18 protein-coding genes are annotated in these 17,283 nt (G+C 51.3%); 15 read left to right on the top strand and 3 right to left on the bottom strand.

Going from position 1 to position 17,283, the window contains the following annotated elements; genetic code table 11:
• Positions 1 to 38: 38 nt before the first annotated feature.
• Together LKE13_RS17970 and uvrB are read left to right on the top strand one after the other, a co-directional pair.
• The gene (locus LKE13_RS17970; protein WP_227953121.1) at positions 39 to 269 is read left to right on the top strand and encodes a DUF1127 domain-containing protein; all 231 of its coding nucleotides are present in this window, start codon (positions 39 to 41) and stop codon (positions 267 to 269) included.
• A gap of 162 nt (positions 270 to 431) precedes the next feature.
• Positions 432 to 2,606 (top strand): excinuclease ABC subunit UvrB, encoded by a 2,175-nt coding sequence (gene uvrB / locus LKE13_RS17965; RefSeq protein ID WP_321576154.1) that lies wholly within the window; start codon positions 432 to 434, stop codon positions 2,604 to 2,606.
• On the opposite strand, the gene modA is transcribed toward uvrB, so the two are convergent.
• Positions 2,603 to 3,394 (bottom strand): molybdate ABC transporter substrate-binding protein, encoded by a 792-nt coding sequence (gene modA / locus LKE13_RS17960; protein ID WP_227953119.1) that lies wholly within the window; start codon positions 3,392 to 3,394, stop codon positions 2,603 to 2,605. The genes uvrB and modA overlap by 4 nt on opposite strands.
• 94 nt (positions 3,395 to 3,488) lie before the next feature.
• Here modA and LKE13_RS17955 point away from each other — a divergent pair, with 94 nt between their 5' ends.
• The 10 genes from LKE13_RS17955 (at position 3,489) to LKE13_RS17910 (ending at position 12,252) form a co-directional block, all read left to right on the top strand.
• A complete protein-coding gene (locus LKE13_RS17955; RefSeq protein ID WP_227953117.1) occupies positions 3,489 to 4,418 on the top strand; it encodes a TraB/GumN family protein in 930 nt (309 codons plus the stop codon).
• A 200-nt stretch (positions 4,419 to 4,618) separates the two neighbouring features.
• Positions 4,619 to 5,593, top strand: a complete 975-nt coding sequence (locus tag LKE13_RS17950) for a calcium/sodium antiporter (RefSeq protein ID WP_227953115.1) — start codon at positions 4,619 to 4,621, stop codon at positions 5,591 to 5,593.
• Between the two features lie 26 nt (positions 5,594 to 5,619).
• On the top strand, positions 5,620 to 6,378 hold the full coding sequence (locus LKE13_RS17945) for an SDR family oxidoreductase (RefSeq protein WP_227953113.1): 759 nt from the start codon (positions 5,620 to 5,622) through the stop codon (positions 6,376 to 6,378).
• Entirely contained in the window at positions 6,371 to 6,784 is a 414-nt protein-coding gene (gene folB / locus LKE13_RS17940) for a dihydroneopterin aldolase (protein WP_227953111.1), read from the top strand. The genes LKE13_RS17945 and folB overlap by 8 nt, the downstream gene beginning before the upstream one ends.
• 423 nt (positions 6,785 to 7,207) lie before the next feature.
• A complete protein-coding gene (gene uvrC, locus LKE13_RS17935; protein WP_227953109.1) occupies positions 7,208 to 9,121 on the top strand; it encodes an excinuclease ABC subunit UvrC in 1,914 nt (637 codons plus the stop codon).
• A 72-nt stretch (positions 9,122 to 9,193) separates the two neighbouring features.
• On the top strand, positions 9,194 to 9,757 hold the full coding sequence (pgsA, locus tag LKE13_RS17930) for a CDP-diacylglycerol--glycerol-3-phosphate 3-phosphatidyltransferase (protein WP_227953108.1): 564 nt from the start codon (positions 9,194 to 9,196) through the stop codon (positions 9,755 to 9,757).
• 25 nt (positions 9,758 to 9,782) lie between these two features.
• Positions 9,783 to 10,304 carry a molybdopterin-guanine dinucleotide biosynthesis protein B gene (gene mobB, locus LKE13_RS17925; protein ID WP_227953106.1) on the top strand — a complete coding sequence of 174 codons (522 nt, stop codon included), beginning with the start codon at positions 9,783 to 9,785 and terminating at the stop codon, positions 10,302 to 10,304.
• Positions 10,288 to 11,544: a gephyrin-like molybdotransferase Glp gene (glp, locus tag LKE13_RS17920; protein ID WP_227953104.1), complete on the top strand. Its 1,257-nt coding sequence runs from the start codon at positions 10,288 to 10,290 to the stop codon at positions 11,542 to 11,544. Before mobB ends, glp begins: the two co-directional genes overlap by 17 nt.
• On the top strand, positions 11,541 to 11,792 hold the full coding sequence (gene moaD, locus LKE13_RS17915) for a molybdopterin converting factor subunit 1 (protein WP_227953102.1): 252 nt from the start codon (positions 11,541 to 11,543) through the stop codon (positions 11,790 to 11,792). The genes glp and moaD overlap by 4 nt, the downstream gene beginning before the upstream one ends.
• A 1-nt stretch (position 11,793) precedes the next feature.
• A complete protein-coding gene (locus LKE13_RS17910; protein ID WP_227953101.1) occupies positions 11,794 to 12,252 on the top strand; it encodes a molybdenum cofactor biosynthesis protein MoaE in 459 nt (152 codons plus the stop codon).
• Positions 12,253 to 12,279: 27 nt separating this feature from the next.
• Here LKE13_RS17910 and LKE13_RS17905 read toward each other — a convergent pair whose 3' ends face one another.
• Both LKE13_RS17905 and LKE13_RS17900 read right to left on the bottom strand, forming a co-directional pair.
• Entirely contained in the window at positions 12,280 to 13,584 is a 1,305-nt protein-coding gene (locus LKE13_RS17905) for a hypothetical protein (protein WP_227953099.1), read from the bottom strand.
• Between the two features lie 143 nt (positions 13,585 to 13,727).
• Positions 13,728 to 14,612 (bottom strand): branched-chain amino acid aminotransferase, encoded by an 885-nt coding sequence (locus LKE13_RS17900; protein ID WP_227953097.1) that lies wholly within the window; start codon positions 14,610 to 14,612, stop codon positions 13,728 to 13,730.
• Positions 14,613 to 14,717: 105 nt separating this feature from the next.
• Between LKE13_RS17900 and LKE13_RS17895 the strand changes: the two genes are divergently transcribed.
• Genes LKE13_RS17895 through LKE13_RS17885 form a run of 3 tightly spaced genes read left to right on the top strand, consistent with a single transcriptional unit; the run spans position 14,718 to position 17,277 of the window.
• A complete protein-coding gene (locus tag LKE13_RS17895; protein ID WP_227953095.1) occupies positions 14,718 to 15,212 on the top strand; it encodes a MarR family winged helix-turn-helix transcriptional regulator in 495 nt (164 codons plus the stop codon).
• Between the two features lie 23 nt (positions 15,213 to 15,235).
• The gene (locus LKE13_RS17890; RefSeq protein WP_227953093.1) at positions 15,236 to 15,922 is read left to right on the top strand and encodes a response regulator; all 687 of its coding nucleotides are present in this window, start codon (positions 15,236 to 15,238) and stop codon (positions 15,920 to 15,922) included.
• Positions 15,910 to 17,277 carry an ATP-binding protein gene (locus LKE13_RS17885; RefSeq protein ID WP_227953090.1) on the top strand — a complete coding sequence of 456 codons (1,368 nt, stop codon included), beginning with the start codon at positions 15,910 to 15,912 and terminating at the stop codon, positions 17,275 to 17,277. Before LKE13_RS17890 ends, LKE13_RS17885 begins: the two co-directional genes overlap by 13 nt.
• Positions 17,278 to 17,283 lie beyond the last annotated feature (6 nt).

The raw sequence follows: 17,283 nt of genomic DNA, 5'->3' as shown, positions 1-17,283 counted from the left end.
GCAAGCTGGCTGCTCCATGTAAGAGAAGGAGTAGGAAAATGGCAACAAAATCATACGTAAATGGCGGAAACATGCATCTTGCACCTGCCAATGGACTTGTTAGCAGCAACGGGATCATGGGTTCCATCGCCTCAACAATTCTGCAATGGCAGGAACGGGTGTCCATGCGGTACCAGCTTGCCGATCTGGACAAACAATATTTGACCGACATGGGGCTTTCCGCCTCAGAAGTGAAAGCCGAAACTGGCAAAACTTTCTGGCAGTCATAAGTCTTTCAAGCCGCCGCCCGGAACTTTCCCCTTCCCCCTGTCCAAGGACGTCCGGGTGGCACCCTTAAATCACAATATTGCTCGCAACCATCAATCATCAAATTTCCTAAACTTACTCAGATATAGTTGGAAATTTCAAGGCAGGCACCCTATAACCAATCTATGCAGATTGAGAACAAAAATGAAACATCCGGATTGGAAGACGCCTCGGCGCTGTTCATTCCCCATCGCCCTCTCCGGCCCGAAAAATCTGAAGGCGGCATCGCATTTGAAGTTGTTTCGGAATATGAACCCGCTGGCGACCAGCCAGAGGCAATAAAAGACCTTGTCGCGGGCATAAAACAGCATGAAAAAGATCAGGTTCTTCTGGGCGTAACTGGCTCCGGAAAAACCTTCACGATGGCCAAGGTCATTGAGGAAATGCAACGCCCCACCCTCATTCTCGCTCATAACAAAACGCTCGCCGCGCAGCTCTATGGCGAGATGAAAGCGTTCTTCCCCAACAACGCCGTTGAGTATTTTGTCTCTTATTATGACTATTATCAGCCCGAGGCCTATGTTGCCCGGACAGATACTTATATTGAAAAAGACGCCTCGGTGAATGAGCAAATCGATCGTCTTCGCCATTCCGCCACACGCGCCCTTCTTGAACGGGACGATGTGATCATCGTCGCCTCGGTCTCCTGTATTTACGGTATTGGTTCTGTTGAAACCTATAGCGAGATGACCCTGGATCTGAAAGTCGGCAAGGAGTTTGACCGCCAGAACCTTCTCCGTCAGCTGGTGGAAATTCAGTACCGTCGCAATGATGCGAGTTTTACGCGTGGCACTTTCCGCGTACGCGGCGACACCGTTGAGATTTTTCCGGCCCATTTGGAGGATCGCGCCTGGCGCCTCTCGCTTTTCGGCAATGAGCTGGAAAGTATTACGGAGTTTGACCCCCTGACGGGGGAGAAAGCGGGAAGCCTTTCCGAAGTGCGCATTTACGCAAACAGCCATTACGTGACGCCAAAACCAACATTAAAGCAGGCGCAGGAGAAAATTAAGCAGGAGCTTAAATCCCGCCTTGTAGAGTTTGAGGCACAGAACAAGCTGCTTGAAGCGCAACGCCTTGAACAGCGGACCATGTTTGACCTTGAAATGATGGAGGCGACGGGCGCTTGCGCCGGGATCGAGAATTACTCTCGCTATCTTTCCGGCCGCGGTGCGGGGCAACCACCGCCAACCTTGTTTGAATATCTACCAGACAACGCCATGCTGATGGTTGACGAGAGCCATGTTACCGTCAGCCAGATCGGTGCGATGTATAAAGGTGACTTCCGCCGTAAATCAACGCTTTCCGACTATGGCTTCCGCCTGCCATCCTGCATGGATAACCGACCACTCAAGTTCGAGGAATGGGAGGCCATGCGTCCGCAGACGGTTTTTGTTTCTGCAACGCCCGGCCCGTGGGAACTCGAACGAACAGGCGGCGCGTTCGTAGAGCAGGTTATTCGTCCCACCGGCCTGACCGATCCGGACTGCATTATCCGCCCTGTCGATCAACAGGTGGACGACCTGATGCGCGAATGTAAACTCTGCGCAGCAAAGGGGGAGCGCGTACTCGTCACGACACTGACCAAGAAAATGGCGGAAGACCTGACCGAGTATTTTCATGAGAACGGGATTAAGGTTCGGTATCTCCATTCAGACATTGATACGTTGGAACGCATAGAAATTATCCGCGACCTCCGATTAGGCACTTTTGATGTTCTGGTGGGTATCAACCTTCTTCGCGAAGGTCTGGACATCCCCGAATGTGCGCTTGTCGCTATTCTCGATGCAGATAAGGAAGGTTTCCTGCGATCCTCCACCTCATTAATCCAGACAATTGGCCGTGCGGCACGAAATGTGGATGGCCGCGTCATCCTCTATGCGGATAAGATTACCAAAAGCATGCAGTTCGCGCTGGACGAGACCAAACGGCGCAAGGATAAGCAGGAGGCGTTCAACGCAGAACATGGCATTACCCCCGTATCTATTCGAAAGAATATTGGCGACGTCATGCAGAGCGTCTATGAGCAAGATCATTATAACGTCAGTCTGGGTCTCGAAGACGCGAGTCATATGATCGGGCATAATCTTGAAGCCCATATCGAAGACCTTGAGAAGAAAATGCGCACAGCTGCCGGAGATTTGGAATTTGAGGAAGCAGCGCGCCTTCGCGATGAGATCAAAAAGTTGCAAGATCGTGAGCTTGGCATCGGCGGTCCGAATACTGGCCGACCGCAAGGCCGTTCAAGCAAAGGAAGGTCAGGTAGCGGCCATGTGCTTGGCGGCCGGTCCCGTAACGGCTAATTCTCTAGCACGAGGAAGCCATGCCGCCGGAGAATTTCCTGCCCCTCTGCTGATCGCACAAATTTATAAAATAGATCAGTTGAATGGCCGTCATTCCCCTTGATCTTTGCCATTGCATAAGAGATTGCCGGATGGGAACTACGCGGAAATATGGCGGCGAGTTGAATATTTCTGGCAAGCCGCATATCCGTTTCATAGATGATGGCGAACGGTGCTTCCCCTCTTTCCACAAGGGCCAGAACCGCCCGGACATTTGGCAGCATCACCAGATTACCCTCAATCTTCTTCCACAGCCCAAGTGATTCAAGCGCTGCCTTCGCATAAGTGCCCGCAGGCACATGTGCAGGATTGCCGATAGCCAACCGTCCGGATCCGAGAATGGCCGGAAAGTTCTCAAATTTGAAAGGATCGGGAAGCATGGCCTCATTTGGGGCCACGAGGATTAGGTTATTGGACGCAATTGTTATCAGACTCCCCTTCTCGATCAGTGCTGCCTGTTCGAGATAGTCCATCCAAGACAAATTCGCGGAAATGAATATATCTGCCGGCGCGCCTTCCTTGATCTGACGCGCAAGAGTTCCACTTCCGGCGAAGGAGGCAATCACTGGGAATCCAGTTCGCTTTTCGAAGACAGAACCAAGCGCTGAAACAGCCTCAGATGTACTGGCTGCTGCGAAGACAACGACATCCTCTTCCGATGCATGCGCCGTCGAAATAAATAGGTTTAGGAGCAATAGTGACGCCAATATCTGCCTCAAAAGCATCTGACGAGATTTATAAGCCATCATCACTTCGCCCCTTTTCCGGCTACTACATGAAATTATAGAACTTTGTGCTAGTCTAGGATTTATCTGGCGTATTCGCAATCGACGAGGCTTATCAATGACGATGCTAGCGAGGGCATTCTTTACCTCTATTTTTCTGTCCCTGTTTATGGGCCTTTCATCTCCTGCTCTCGCCGAGCCGCTTCCGCCGGAGAATTGCATTGATCGACCTTTCGACGAAGGGCGGCTCTGGAAGCTCTCGCGGGAAGGCGTGCCGCCGAGCTATATTTTTGGCACCATGCATTCACGGGATCCGCGCATTCTATACCTTCCCGGCGTCGTCATGCAGGTTTTCATCGCGTCCAGCACGGCGGTTTTCGAAACTTCCCTGAAGGATGACGAGCTTGCCCGTAATCAGCAGCGGTTACTCCTCCGCCCTGGGGAAAGCCTGCGAGAGAAAATTGGCGCTGAGCGGTTTGACAGCCTTGCCAAACTTGTTACGCCCTACGGCATGTCGCCTGCGACGCTCGACCGGATCAAGGTCTGGGCAGCTGCAACGATTATAAGTCAGCCGCTGCCCGCGAGCGGAAAAACAGGTCGTTCCTTAACCCTGCTCGACAAGGAGCTGGAGAAATCAGCTAGAATAGCCGGAAAACGCGTGGTCGCCCTCGAAAGTAATAAGGAACAATTGGACATTTTTGACACCATGCCGCCAACCGTGCAACTTGAATATCTGGATCAGGCGATGGCCGAACATTCCGAGCTTGATGAAGAACTCGAGAAAATGACAAGCTATTATCTTTCCGGCAATACTGGCTGGATTGCCTGCGATCTTGAGGAAACCCTTGCAGGCGTGAGTTCAGCACTCAATAAAATCATGACAGCGGACCTTATCTATATACGGAACCATCGCATGGTGGAACGGATGCTTCCTGAACTTGCCCGCGGAAATGTATTTGTTGGAGTAGGCGCTCTTCACCTTCCGGGGGACGAGGGAATTCTCTCTCTTCTTGAAGAAAAGGGGTATGTAATCGAGCGAAAATACTGACGTTACGCTCCCGAATATCCCGCAATACCACTGCCGTATCCTCTCCTAAAAGCAACGGTCTACCTTAAATGACGCGAAATTAGTGCCTTTTGCTCTTTTACTGGTACCTAGCCATGTCTATATAACAACCAATCGTCTTCTTGGAACAGTGGTGACTGGATGAGTGTAACGGGAAATCAGTCCCGGGGTGTATGCCCTTTATGATGTACCTACAAGTAGCTGCTGGTCTGGTAATTCTTCTGGTTTGCGGTGAACTCCTCGTCCGGGGCTCGGTTGCCCTTGCCGAGCAATTAGGCGTGTCCAAACTGGTTATTGGATTTACGATAATCGCCTTTGGTACCTCGGCGCCAGAACTGGTGGTATGTATACAGGCCGCACTAGATGGTGCCCCGGGGATAGCTTTCGGTAATGTGATTGGTAGCAATATTGCCAATATTTTGCTGGTCATAGGTGTCCCTGCTCTGATTTATCCGCTTGTCTGCGACACACGCTCCGCACTGCGCGACTGCCTCATCATGGTTTCCGGCTCCATCCTCTTCATGGTTTTGGCTTGGAATGGGACGATCCAAATCTGGCAAGGCGCTCTGCTAGTTGCATTCCTTGCCGCTGTCGTGCTCCGGTCCTACTATCGCGCCCGAAAAGAAGGGGACGAAGGTGCGGAAGAGGCCTTGGAGGAGTATGAGCAGAATATGCCGAAAAATCTCTTCATCAGCATATTCTTCGTTCTGATGGGCCTGCTCGGCCTGGTACTTGGCGCCCATTTGCTTGTGCAGGGCGCAGAAACCATCGCGCGGATCGCTGGTGTTTCTGATGAAATCATCGGCTTGACGCTCGTCGCACTCGGAACCTCCCTCCCTGAACTCGCCACATCTATTATCGCCGCATTTCGCCGCCATGGGGATGTTGCGATCGGGAATGTGCTCGGCTCCAACCTGTTCAATATCACGGGTATTATTGGCGCAACCGCAATTGTCGAACCAATGCAAGCCCCCCTGCAGGTCTTACATTTCGATCTCTGGATCATGCTCTTTGTCTCACTCCTCATGATACCGATTTTTATTTCTAAAAGGCCCATCGGCAGGATTCTGGGCGGAGCCTTTTGTGTTGCTTATGTCGCCTATGTCGCTGCACAGTTTTATGGTATGTCTGGCGTCTATGCTGCACCGGTGCATTAATAAAATAAAATCGGAACATCGCGTGAATGCCAAATAATGTCCTCATTACAGGAGCAGGCCAACGTATCGGCCGCGCCATTGCCAAAGCCTTTGCCAATAATGGATGGGGCATTGCGCTGCACTATCATCAATCAACATCGCAGGCCGAAGCCTTAAAAGATGATCTTACTGCATCGGGCGTACCAGTCGCATTGATCCAAGCCGATCTGTCGGACGCCGTGGAGGTCGCAAAAATTATTCAAGCGGCAACTGATGCCCTTGGTCCGCTCAACTGCCTTGTGAACAATGCCGCCGTATTCGAAATGGATACAATTTCCGATGTGACCGCGGAGAGCTTCCATAAGCATCTCGACACCAACCTTCTGGCGCCGATGCTACTCACTCAAGGGTTTGCCAGGCAGGTCCCTAAGGGACTGCAGGGTAATATTGTCAATATTGCTGATCAGCGGGTTTTTAACCTGCGGCCAGAGTTTATGTCCTACACATTGAGCAAAACAGGACTCTGGACATTAACGCAAACAACCGCAATGGCCCTTGCCCCTCATATCCGGGTCAATGCCATTGGCCCCGGACCGACGTTGGCCAATACAAGACAGACGGCGGCGCAATTCAAACAGCAGCAAAAATCAGTTCCCTTAGGGTACGGCCCTACACCTGAGGAAATTGCTGGCGCGGTCCAGTTTATCCTGACCGCGAAATCCATGACAGGTGAGTTTGTTTCACTTGATGGTGGCCAGCATCTACCAACATATCAAAGCGAGGCGAAAGAAGGTGTGCATGAATAAGTCGACGACCGCCAATGTTCTTTATCCTGGGCAAATGACCCGACCGACCTCATCACATAAGGTTTTCATCAACGATCTTATGGTGGACATGCTGATCGGTGTTTACGCACATGAAAAATCCACGCCACAGCCCGTTCGCTTCAACATTGAGATGACGGTCGATGATTCTCTTTCCCCTCTCGCCGATAACTACAAGAATGTCGTTTGCTACGAGACGATCTCGAATCACATCACCAATATGGCCAAAAGCGAGCATGTTAACCTCGTCGAAACGCTCGCCGAGAAAGCCGCCGCTATCTGCCTCGACAATGATAGAGTTAGCCTCGTGACGGTGAAAGTTGAGAAACTGAATGCCATCAAAAACACCACAAGTGTTGGCGTTGAAATTATTCGCGGAAAGTCTTAAGTCCGCCGAAGAAAACACAAAAATCGTAAAATTTAACGAAATCTCGGCAATAGTTGTGCACATTCCGGCGGAAAGCCTTCAGTTCACTTGCGCCACCCTAAAAAAATTACAATTTTCCAGCAGCCTCTGGCTTGACTTTTAAATATGATATATAATTCAAATGGTTACAAAATTGCCTAAAAATTAAGCAGAGTCGTCAAAGGCTAGGTTTACCATGACTTGTAGCGGCATGTCAGAGGCTTATTCACAAAGTTTTCCACAGATTTCGTGGATAGTGTAAAAAAACTGTAACAACTAAAATTGGAGGCAATTTTTTTGATCTCTAATGTCTCTTACGAATAAGGGAGTTAGAGTGTTTTACTGAAAATCGTTTTAAGTCCACCTACTAAACTATCGCTCCTTTTCGCGACCTGATAAACAGTAATGATGCAGCAAAGCTCAGAATCGACAGAGGACAATAGCGAATCACCTTTCCGCCGCGGCGCCAAGGTGATTGAACGCTTCCTAAAGAACCTGCCCACCTCTCCAGGTGTTTATCGCATGATAGATGCGGCGGGTCAGATTCTCTATGTCGGGAAAGCCAAAAATCTGAAAAACCGGGTCAGCTCCTATGTGAAGATGACCGGCCAGTCGACGCGCATTATGCGCATGGTTTCACTCACCCGTTCCATGGAATTTGTCTCGACCCACACTGAGGTGGAGGCGCTGCTCCTCGAAGCCAACCTGATCAAGAACCTGAAGCCGCGCTATAATATCATCCTGCGGGACGACAAATCCTTCCCCTATATTCTGATTACCGGCGATCACGAATGGCCGCAAATTACAAAGCATCGCGGCGCGAGATCACGTAAAGGCGAATATTATGGTCCCTTCGCATCCGCCGGTGCCGTGAATGAAACACTTGCGACTTTTCAGCGACTGTTTCCCTTACGCTCTTGCTCGGACTCAGAGTTTCAAAACCGCACCCGCCCCTGCCTGCAATATCAGATCAAGCGCTGCTCCGGCCCATGCGTCGGGCTCATCAGCCGTGAAGATTATCTCGATGTCGTCGATGAAGCACGAAGCTTCCTCTCAGGCAAGAGCCACATGTTGCAGGAAAAGCTTGCAGTTCGAATGCAGGTAGCGAGTGATGCGCTTGATTTCGAGCAGGCCGCCGTTCAGCGTGACCGGCTTAAAGCGATGGCGCATATCCAGTCGAAGCAGACGATTAACCTGCCTGGTGTCGAGGAGGTTGATGTCATCGCAGCGTTTCAAGAAGGTGGCCAGACCTGTGTTCAGGTCTTTTTCCTTCGTTCCGGGCAGAATTTCGGCAACCGTGCCCATTACCCAAGCCACAATAAGGAAGACGATCCGGCCGATGTTCTGAGTGCCTTTATTGGACAGTTTTATGATGGACGAAGTGCGCCCCGGCGTATCTGGACAAGCCATGAACTCATGGATGCTGACTTAATCGGGGAAGCTCTGTCCATCGCATCCGAACGCGTGGTCAAAATTGAAACGCCAAAACGGGGCGCAAAGCGGGAAATGGTCGAGCATGCCCTCTTGAACGCGAAAGGCGCCTTGGCGCGGCGCATGGCGGAAAATGCCAGCCAACGTAGACATCTTGAAGGTGTTGCTGCGGCGTTCGGGCTTACGGAATCGCCCACCCGCATAGAAGTTTATGATAACAGCCATATTTCCGGCACCCATTCTGTCGGCGCGATGGTAGTCGCCGGACCAGAGGGGTTTGAGAAAAAGGCCTATCGCAAGTTCAATATCAAAAATACGGCGCTCGCGCCCGGTGACGATTACGGCATGATGCGCGAAGTTCTGACACGGCGTTTTTCTCGTCTGAAGAAGGAGGATCCAAACAAAGCAGGTCCGGCTGTTTCCGGATCACGGGAGCAATGGCCCGACCTGATCCTGATTGATGGGGGCCAGGGACAGCTGAGCGTCGTGCAAGAGGTTTTGGACGAACTTGAGGTCAACGACGTCGCTCTTGTTGGTATTGCTAAGGGACCAGACCGTAACGCTGGACGAGAGCGGTTCTTTATGACCGGAAAAGCTCCTTTTTCACTCCCTGAAAAGGATCCCACGCTCTACTTCCTGCAAAGACTTCGGGACGAGGTGCATCACTTCGCCATTTCAACACACCGGGCAAAACGGTCCCGCGCGATCGGACGCTCGCCGCTTGATGAAATTCCAGGCATCGGCGCCAAACGCAAGAAGGCACTTCTCAACCGGTTTGGGTCCGCTAAAGGGGTCGAACAAGCCGCGCTTAGCGATCTGCAGGCGGTAGAAGGCATATCCCGTGCAACTGCCGAAACCATCTATCAGTTTTTCCACGAAGAAAGCTGATTTCTGCTCTTTAATTCACCCAGTCGCGTGCCTATACTGTTTTTTTAATCAGCCGTTGGCGTCACATAACTCATGCTATCAAGCTTACCTAATTTACTGACACTTTCTCGTATCGTTGTCATTCCTCTTCTGCTGGCGGCCCTGTTTCTACCCGGTAATTTGGGAAGCTGGGTGCCGCTTGGCCTTTTTATTGCCGCCGGGATAACAGATTTTCTCGACGGATATTTCGCACGACGCTATCGGCAAACATCAAATCTCGGACGGTTTATGGATCCCGTCGCTGATAAGTTGCTTGTTGCCTCGGTTCTGTTCGTTCTCGTTGGCATCGGTCGGATTGGGGAATGGGATCTTATCCCCGCCACAATTATTCTCTGCCGTGAAATAATGGTATCCGGATTGCGTGAATATCTCGCAGAACTACGGATTGGCATGCCGGTCAGTAAACTTGCCAAATGGAAGACCGCCGCGCAGATATTTGCCCTTTGCTTCCTGTTGGGAGGGCCCGCTGTTGAAGGCCAGTTCGACGCCATTCTGATCGGTCAAATATTGCTCTGGATGGCCGGCTTGCTTACAGTCTGGACTGGATATGACTATTTACGCCTCGGCCTCAAGCATATGATGGAAGAAGGGTCATAGTCGCACGGATATGGGCAATTGACGCATGGAAATAATCGGCATCTCAGGCTGGAGCGGAAACGGCAAAACGACTCTGTTGACGCGATTGATCCCAGCGCTGATCAAACGCGGCATCAAGGTTTCTACAATCAAGCACGCGCATCACAAATTCGATATTGATACGCCGGGCAAGGATTCCTATCGACATCGGGAGGCCGGAGCCGAGGAAGTACTGATTTCATCATCAAGCCGCTGGGCCCTGATGCATGAAAACCATGGCAGCGGTGAGGCGCGTCTTGAATATCTGATCGCCAAGATGACCCCCGTTGATATTCTCCTGGTCGAAGGATTCAAGTCTGAAGATTTCCCAAAAATTGAGGTATGGCGGCGGGAAAGCGGCACAGAACCAAGGGTTACCTCGGATAGCAATATTATCGCACTGGCAACCCCCGATCTGTCCTACTCTGCACCTGTCCCGGTTCTTGATTTGAATGATGAAAACGCCATCGCGGAGTTTATCGTTCAGTTTTTCAAGCTGGAGGAGACCACCCATGGCACGGCTGGCTAACGATTGCTTTGCAAATCCGCCGGAAATGATCAGCGCGACAGAAGCACTTGAAAAAATATCTGCCGCCGCAGCTCCCGTTGTCGCCACCGAGAGTATATCCCTGTTCGAGGCGGGCGGCCGCATCGTCGCAGAAGATATCATCGCCCCGAGAAATGTGCCGCCTTCGGATAATTCCGCCGTTGATGGATACGCCTTTCGGTTTTCAGACTATGAAAAGGATCCCGATAGACCATACAGCATTGCAGGGCAAAGCAAGGCAGGCCACCCCTGGAAAGGCACATCAACACCCAATACTATGGTCAAGATACTGACCGGGGCGATCATGCCGGATGGCTTTGATACAATTGCCATGGTCGAAGATATCTCATTGCAGGACAATCAAGTCATCCTGCCAACCGGACTGAAGGCCGGCGCCAACTGCCGCAAGACGGGTGAGGATATTCGCAAGGGCGAGGTCCTGCTGAGAAAAGGTACACGCCTTCGCCCACAGGAACTTGGATATCTTGCCTCTGTCGGACTGGGAACGGTTCATGTTTTCAAGCGCCTCAAGGTCGCTCTTTTCTCCACAGGAGATGAATTAATCAACCCCGGGGAGGCTGCTTCCACAACAAGCATCTACGACAGCAATCGGTTGATCCTAGCTGGCCTACTCAACAATCTTGGATGCTCAGTCACTGACCTTGACATCTTGAAAGACCGACTTCCCATCGTCCGGGCAGCCCTGAATGAAGCCGCAAAAGATCATGATCTGGTTCTTACCTCCGGCGGTGTTTCCATGGGGGATGAGGATCATGTCAGAACTGCACTCAGCGATATTGGCCATTTGCATTTCTGGCGAATTGCGATCAAGCCGGGGCGCCCACTTGCCCTCGGTCAAATCGGCAATACTGCCTTTGTCGGCTTGCCAGGAAACCCGATCGCGGCTCTTGTCTGCACGTTGCTGTTTGTCCGGCCACTGATCAAAACCTTAAGCGGTGCAGCCATAGAACCGCCCCTGTCTTTCCGCGCGGCAGCAGAGTTCAGCATGAAGAAAAAATCCGGACGGACTGAATGGCTACGCGGTCGATATTCTGTCTCAAAAGACGGCTCCGGAAGAGCCGAAAAATACCCGACGGAAGGCTCCGGTATTCTGTCGTCCGCCATCTGGGCAAACGGATTAATCGAAATCGGGGACGACGTCACCTATATAAACAAAGGGGATATGGTCACTTTTCTCCCCTTTTCGGAGTTGATGAGTTGAAAATTCTCTATTTTGCCTGGCTGAAAACCAAATTACAGATGACTGAGGAAACCATCCCTTGGTCGGAAGAATGTCCCGATACCGATAGCCTTGTCCGTTGGATGAAAACGCGCGGACCTACATTCGCGGAGGTTTTCAGTGATCTTGAGGTCGTCAGGGTTGCGGTTAATCAGGAATATATCACTGGCAATACGGCCCTTAAAAATGAAGATGAAGTTGCCTTTTTCCCGCCCGTGACAGGAGGGTAGAATGATCCGCGTCCAGCGCGACATATTCGATATTGGCAAGGAAATTGAGACATTGACGAACGGGCGCACCGACATTGGTGCCGTTGTCAGTTTCACCGGCCTTGTCCGCGATTTTAACGATGGAACTAAAGTCACCGGCCTCAGTCTGGAGCATTATCCCGGCATGACCGAACGGGAGCTTTCAAAAATTGAAGATGACGCAAGGGAACGCTGGAACCTGCAGGATTGCCTGATCATACACCGCTATGGGGATATGGCACTTGGGGAGCCAATTGTACTGGTTATTACGGCCTCACCGCATCGACAAGACGCGTTTGAGGCTGCGCATTTCCTGATGGACTGGCTTAAAACCAAGGCCCCCTTCTGGAAACAGGAAATGAATGCAAGTGGTGAAACGAACTGGGTGAAGGAGCGTGAAAGCGATCTCAAAGCCGCGAAACGCTGGAACTCAGATTCTTAGACAACGCGGAACACTTATCCTGCTTGATTAAAGCTCTTTCTGCTGTTCAATCAGCCACTCACCGGCAAGCCGGTTTGCTTCCGCGATTTGTACTGAAGACATTTTGGACATCAGTACCTTGTTCATTTTTGGAGCAGCGTTATCACCCTTCGCGCCGGAAATAAGTGACCATTTCAACGCCTCAATCCGCACCAGCGATTTCTCGATTTCAGATTGCGCCTCAGAATTATTCAGATCGGCAATCTTCGCTTGTTCGAATATTTCCTCAACCGCGTCTTTATCCAACCCATCGAGCGATTTAAATGCCGCGAGGGCCTCTGTTTTAGATTTCGTCAGAGGAGGATTTGTCACCTCTTGCGAACCTTGGCTCTTTACCGGATCGGAAGTTGTTGCAAGAGCTACTTTTTGCGGCGCGGCAACCGCGTCTTTCGTCGTCGACGGCGTGGGGGCACTTTCAATTTCGGTTTCAAGGGCTGCCGCTTTCACGGTTGGCTTTTTACTAATAGTAGCCACTTCCTGCGACGTTTCCGAAACTTTCGGCTCAATCTTTGCCTCCGCCACTGGCTTGGAGGCTGACGACGCGGTCGATACCGCGCCACCTTGTTGCTTGGCCATCAAGTCTGCAAGACGTGCTTTTGCCGCGGCAAGGCTGGACTGGCTTTGCTGGGCATCCTTCTGGGCAATCGCGCGTCGCTGCTCCTCAATTTTCTGCTCTCTGAGTTCGGCCTGGCGCTTGGCTTTTTCGGCAGCCTGCTGTGCGGCCAGAATTGCAGCATGACGGCTATCTTCAAGTGCTTTTTCTTTTGCCTCTGCATCTGCTTTACGCTGTGCGATCAACTCACGCTGTGCGGCGGCCCGTTGCTCGGCGAGTGAACTCTCGGTAACAGGAGCGGATTGCCCTTGCGGCACAGCCAGCGTTGCTTTTGCCTCCTGAAAAGCGGCTTCATCCTGCCCTGTGAAATCACGATACCAGAATCCCAACGCCGCAAAGGAGCGCTCTTGTGCCGCGCGGAGATCATCCGTAGACATTAAATCGCGAAGCCGATCAATTGCAGTGCTTGCTTCCTCAAAATCCTGAGCAGCAGCTAACTTGAACCAAGCATAGGCCTCAACCAAATCCGCATCAACGCCATCTGCTCCGTTCTCGAGAATTTGGCCGAGCGCATATTGAGCCCGGGCATCACCGCGCTTTGCTACCGGTCGCAATTCTTCAATAGCTGTGGAGGCATCATTTCGATCCAGAGCCTCCTGCCCTTTTTCAAAACTTGCCTGAACAAACTGTGTACTCAGAAAAACCAGCCCCAAAGCCAGAGAAAAACGCCTTGCTTTCATAATGATCCAGTGTCCCGATTAGTCTACGGCTTAATCAATTCCTTATATATATAGGCGCTATTTTAAATGAAATTACACAAAAATCAAAATACCCGTCTCAACATGGTTAAGACGGGTATGAAATATAGCCTATTTTAGCAGTTTTATGCGGCAATCTTTCTGCGGACGCAGTTTTCATAGTCCTTGATAAGCTGTGCGCAAATATCACCGGGCGTAAACTGATAAGTATCGATACTGCTGACTGGCGTTACTTCTGCTGCAGTCCCCGTCAGGAAGCATTCATCAAAGTCAGCCATTTCTTCGGGCATGATCGCGCGCTCTACAACTTCGATCCCACGCGCTTTTGCAAGATCAATCACCGTCCGCCGCGTAATACCATCCAGGAAACAATCCGGTGTTGGCGTATGGAGGACGCCGCCTTTGGTAAAGAAGATATTCGCCCCTGTCGACTCAGCTACACGACCGCGATAGTCCAACATCAACGCATCATCAAAGCCTTCGGCCTCAGCGTCATGCTTGCTCAGTGTACAGATCATGTAAAGACCCGCGGCTTTGGACTGGGTCGGGATTGTTTCAGGAGAGGGCCGCTTCCACTTAGAAAGTTTCAACCGAATGCCCTTCATGCGGGCCTCGGGTGAGAAATAGCTCGGCCAAACCCAGGCGGCGATGCCTAAATTGATACGATTGTTTTGCGCCGAGACGCCCATCATCTCCGAGCCGCGCCACGCAATCGGGCGGACATAGCCATCAACGATTTTGTTCGCCAAGACGGTCTGGCGTGATGCTTCATTTATTTCTTCTGCGGTCTGCTCAAGCGTGAAGCCAAGAATTCGTGCAGATTCGATCAACCGATCCGTATGTTCTTCAAGCTTGAAAATTTCACCGTCATAGACCCGTTCCCCTTCAAACACACTGCTGGCATAATGCAATCCATGTGTAAGGACATGGATGTTTGCATCGCGCCATGGTACGAGTTTACCATTCAACCAGATAAAGCCATCACGTTCGGCAAAAGAGGAGGTATCCATTTTGAAGCACCTTGCGTTATTATAATATCGTATATTCCCAAAAATAAGTTCGATTATGTCGAACCGAACGATGATTTTGTAACATTATAAGAAATATATGTCAACATGACTGACGTAAAATCCATAAATAATCCCCTCTTCCTGCGCGAAGAAGAACTGCGTCAGGCAATAGAACTCCTGTTTTTTGCCTATCGCGACTTCACCGCCGGTCCAGATGAGATCCTGAAAGACTATAAATTTGGCCGGGCACATCATCGGGTGATTCACTTTGTCGGACGCAATGAAGGCATGACCGTGTCGGAACTACTCGATATTTTACGAATCACAAAACAAAGCCTGAACCGGGTTCTCAGCAACCTTATCCAGCGAGGATTTGTCGAGCAGCGGCAAGGAGAAGAAGACCGACGGCAACGCTGCCTCTATCTGACAGAAGAAGGCCGCCATCTAGAGCAAAAAGTGAGCCGTGTGCAGCGGGAGCTTGTCGCCAACGCCTTTCGAGAAGCTGGCGGAGAAGCGGTTGCGGGCTATCGGAAGGTTCTCACGGGCCTGATCGACGAGACAAATCGCGACACCGTTCTGAGCCGGATCCTGAAAACATGACAACGAAGCGCAACGGATAGCCAATGGTGATGGATAACGCCCCTCATATTTTGGTTGTGGATGACGATACGCGGTTGTTATCCCTCTTGAAGAAATTTCTTATGGATAACGGGTACCGCGTTTCCACAGCACCCAGCGCGGAAACTGCTGAAGACAAGATGGTTGGCTTCTTCTTTGACCTGATTGTACTGGATCGGATGATGCCGGGGGGAGATGGGATCGATCTGGTGCGTCGAATGCGGCGCGGGCCCGGGATGAGCCGGGAAATGCCTATCTTGATGCTAACCGCGATGGGAGATGCCGAAGATCGCATTCTTGGGCTTGAGGTCGGCGTGGATGATTACCTCAGTAAACCTTTTGAACCACGAGAACTATTGCTGCGTATTGACGCAATTCTGCGACGATCCAAGACGGAAAAGCTGAAAGAGCTGCAATTCGGTGCCTTCACCTTCAACCTGGAGCGCGGCGAGCTGTTAAAGGACGGAACGATTATCAATCTGACTTCGGGTGAATCGATTCTACTAAAATCTCTCGCCGCCATGCCCGGTGTTCCCATTAGTCGTGAGGATCTTTCTCTGTCGAGCGGTAGCCAGGGCCGCGCCGTTGATGTGCAAATCACGCGCCTCAGACGCAAGATTGAAGAGGACCCAAAATCACCCCGACATCTTCAAACTGTTCGGGGTGAAGGATATGTTCTATGGGCGGACTAGCCATAATTCGGAAAATATACCACCAGATCACGGCGGGTTTTATTAAGAACATGATGCCCCGGACGCTGTTCGGGAGATCAATCCTAATTGTGGTACTTCCCATCCTGCTGCTGCAAATTCTCGTAACCTACATTTTTTATGAACGTCATTGGGATGACGTCGCCCGGCGTCTTGCGCAAGGGGTTGCTGGCGATGTAGCCGCCGTCATTTCTCTTCGCGATCGATTTCCCGGCGAAACGGCAGAAGCGGACATCCTCAACATCGCACGGGGACAAATGCGCCTCGCTGTCAGCATCGATCCACAAGCACGGCTCCCCGAGGGTAGTGACAAGCAGCAAAACTACGGCTTTTTGGAGAGCCATCTGGTGAACGCATTGAAGGAGAGCCTACCCGCTCGGTCTTTCAATATCTCAACCAACAAAAAACTCGAATCCGTTATCCTACTGATCCAACTTCCCGACGGTGTGTTGCAAGTCATTGTCCGTGACAAGCGGCTCTTTTCCACGACGACCTATATTTTCGTCATGTGGATGGTCGCCATCTCTCTTGTCCTATTAGGTGTTGCACTTCTTTTTCTGCGCAATCAGATGCGCCCTATCCGCCAACTCGCGACTGCAGCAGAACAATTTGGCAAGGGCCAGTTCGTTGATGATTTCAAACCGAGCGGCGCACAGGAAATCCGATCTGCCTCTCGTGCCTTTCACGTAATGAAGCATCGCATTCTTCGCCAAATCACCCAAAGGACGGAAATGCTGGCCGGGGTCAGTCATGATCTTCGCACACCGCTGACTCGCATGAAGCTGCAGCTTGCGATGATGCCGGGGGACGATGAAAGCAAGGCCAGTCTTGAGGGTGACGTGGCCGACATGGAAAAGATGGTTGAGGGATATCTCGCCTTTGCCCGCGGACAGGAGGCGGAGACGGTCGAGGAAACGGACGTCACAGAGCTTTTCCAGGACATCGTTATGAATGCACGCCGTCAAGGCACAGCGGTTTCATTGGAAACACCGAAGAGCCTTCATGCTGAAATAAGGCCCAGCAGTTTCAAACGCTGTATTACGAATCTGATCAACAATGCAGCACGCTATGCAAAAGAGATATGGATCACTGTCAAGGCGACCAATTCAGAGATAGTTATTCTTATTGATGATGATGGTCCCGGCATACCGAAGAATAAGCGAAAGGATGTATTTCGTCCGTTTTTCCGTTTGGATCCTTCTCGTAACACGGAAACGGGCGGCAGTGGCCTTGGGATGACAATCGCACGCGACGTCATTCACGGGCACGGCGGACAGATTTCACTTGGAGAGGCGCCAGCAGGCGGCTTGCGGATCGAAATCCGCCTGCCGCTCTAGAGCTGA

Source organism: Sneathiella sp. HT1-7, from assembly GCF_020731145.1.
Taxonomy (GTDB): domain Bacteria; phylum Pseudomonadota; class Alphaproteobacteria; order Sneathiellales; family Sneathiellaceae; genus Sneathiella.
Note: the sequence above shows the minus strand (reverse complement) of the source record. Positions and strands in the feature narration are given on the sequence as shown.

Coding starts and splice junctions, on each gene's coding strand:
- LKE13_RS17970 (WP_227953121.1), top strand. CDS start 39: ATGGCAACAAAATCATACGTAAATGGCGGAAACATGCATCTTGCACCT.
- uvrB (WP_321576154.1), top strand. CDS start 432: ATGCAGATTGAGAACAAAAATGAAACATCCGGATTGGAAGACGCCTCG.
- modA (WP_227953119.1), bottom strand. CDS start 3,394: ATGATGGCTTATAAATCTCGTCAGATGCTTTTGAGGCAGATATTGGCG.
- LKE13_RS17955 (WP_227953117.1), top strand. CDS start 3,489: ATGACGATGCTAGCGAGGGCATTCTTTACCTCTATTTTTCTGTCCCTG.
- LKE13_RS17950 (WP_227953115.1), top strand. CDS start 4,619: ATGATGTACCTACAAGTAGCTGCTGGTCTGGTAATTCTTCTGGTTTGC.
- LKE13_RS17945 (WP_227953113.1), top strand. CDS start 5,620: ATGCCAAATAATGTCCTCATTACAGGAGCAGGCCAACGTATCGGCCGC.
- folB (WP_227953111.1), top strand. CDS start 6,371: ATGAATAAGTCGACGACCGCCAATGTTCTTTATCCTGGGCAAATGACC.
- uvrC (WP_227953109.1), top strand. CDS start 7,208: ATGATGCAGCAAAGCTCAGAATCGACAGAGGACAATAGCGAATCACCT.
- pgsA (WP_227953108.1), top strand. CDS start 9,194: ATGCTATCAAGCTTACCTAATTTACTGACACTTTCTCGTATCGTTGTC.
- mobB (WP_227953106.1), top strand. CDS start 9,783: ATGGAAATAATCGGCATCTCAGGCTGGAGCGGAAACGGCAAAACGACT.
- glp (WP_227953104.1), top strand. CDS start 10,288: ATGGCACGGCTGGCTAACGATTGCTTTGCAAATCCGCCGGAAATGATC.
- LKE13_RS17910 (WP_227953101.1), top strand. CDS start 11,794: ATGATCCGCGTCCAGCGCGACATATTCGATATTGGCAAGGAAATTGAG.
- LKE13_RS17905 (WP_227953099.1), bottom strand. CDS start 13,584: ATGAAAGCAAGGCGTTTTTCTCTGGCTTTGGGGCTGGTTTTTCTGAGT.
- LKE13_RS17900 (WP_227953097.1), bottom strand. CDS start 14,612: ATGGATACCTCCTCTTTTGCCGAACGTGATGGCTTTATCTGGTTGAAT.
- LKE13_RS17895 (WP_227953095.1), top strand. CDS start 14,718: ATGACTGACGTAAAATCCATAAATAATCCCCTCTTCCTGCGCGAAGAA.
- LKE13_RS17890 (WP_227953093.1), top strand. CDS start 15,236: ATGGTGATGGATAACGCCCCTCATATTTTGGTTGTGGATGACGATACG.
- LKE13_RS17885 (WP_227953090.1), top strand. CDS start 15,910: ATGGGCGGACTAGCCATAATTCGGAAAATATACCACCAGATCACGGCG.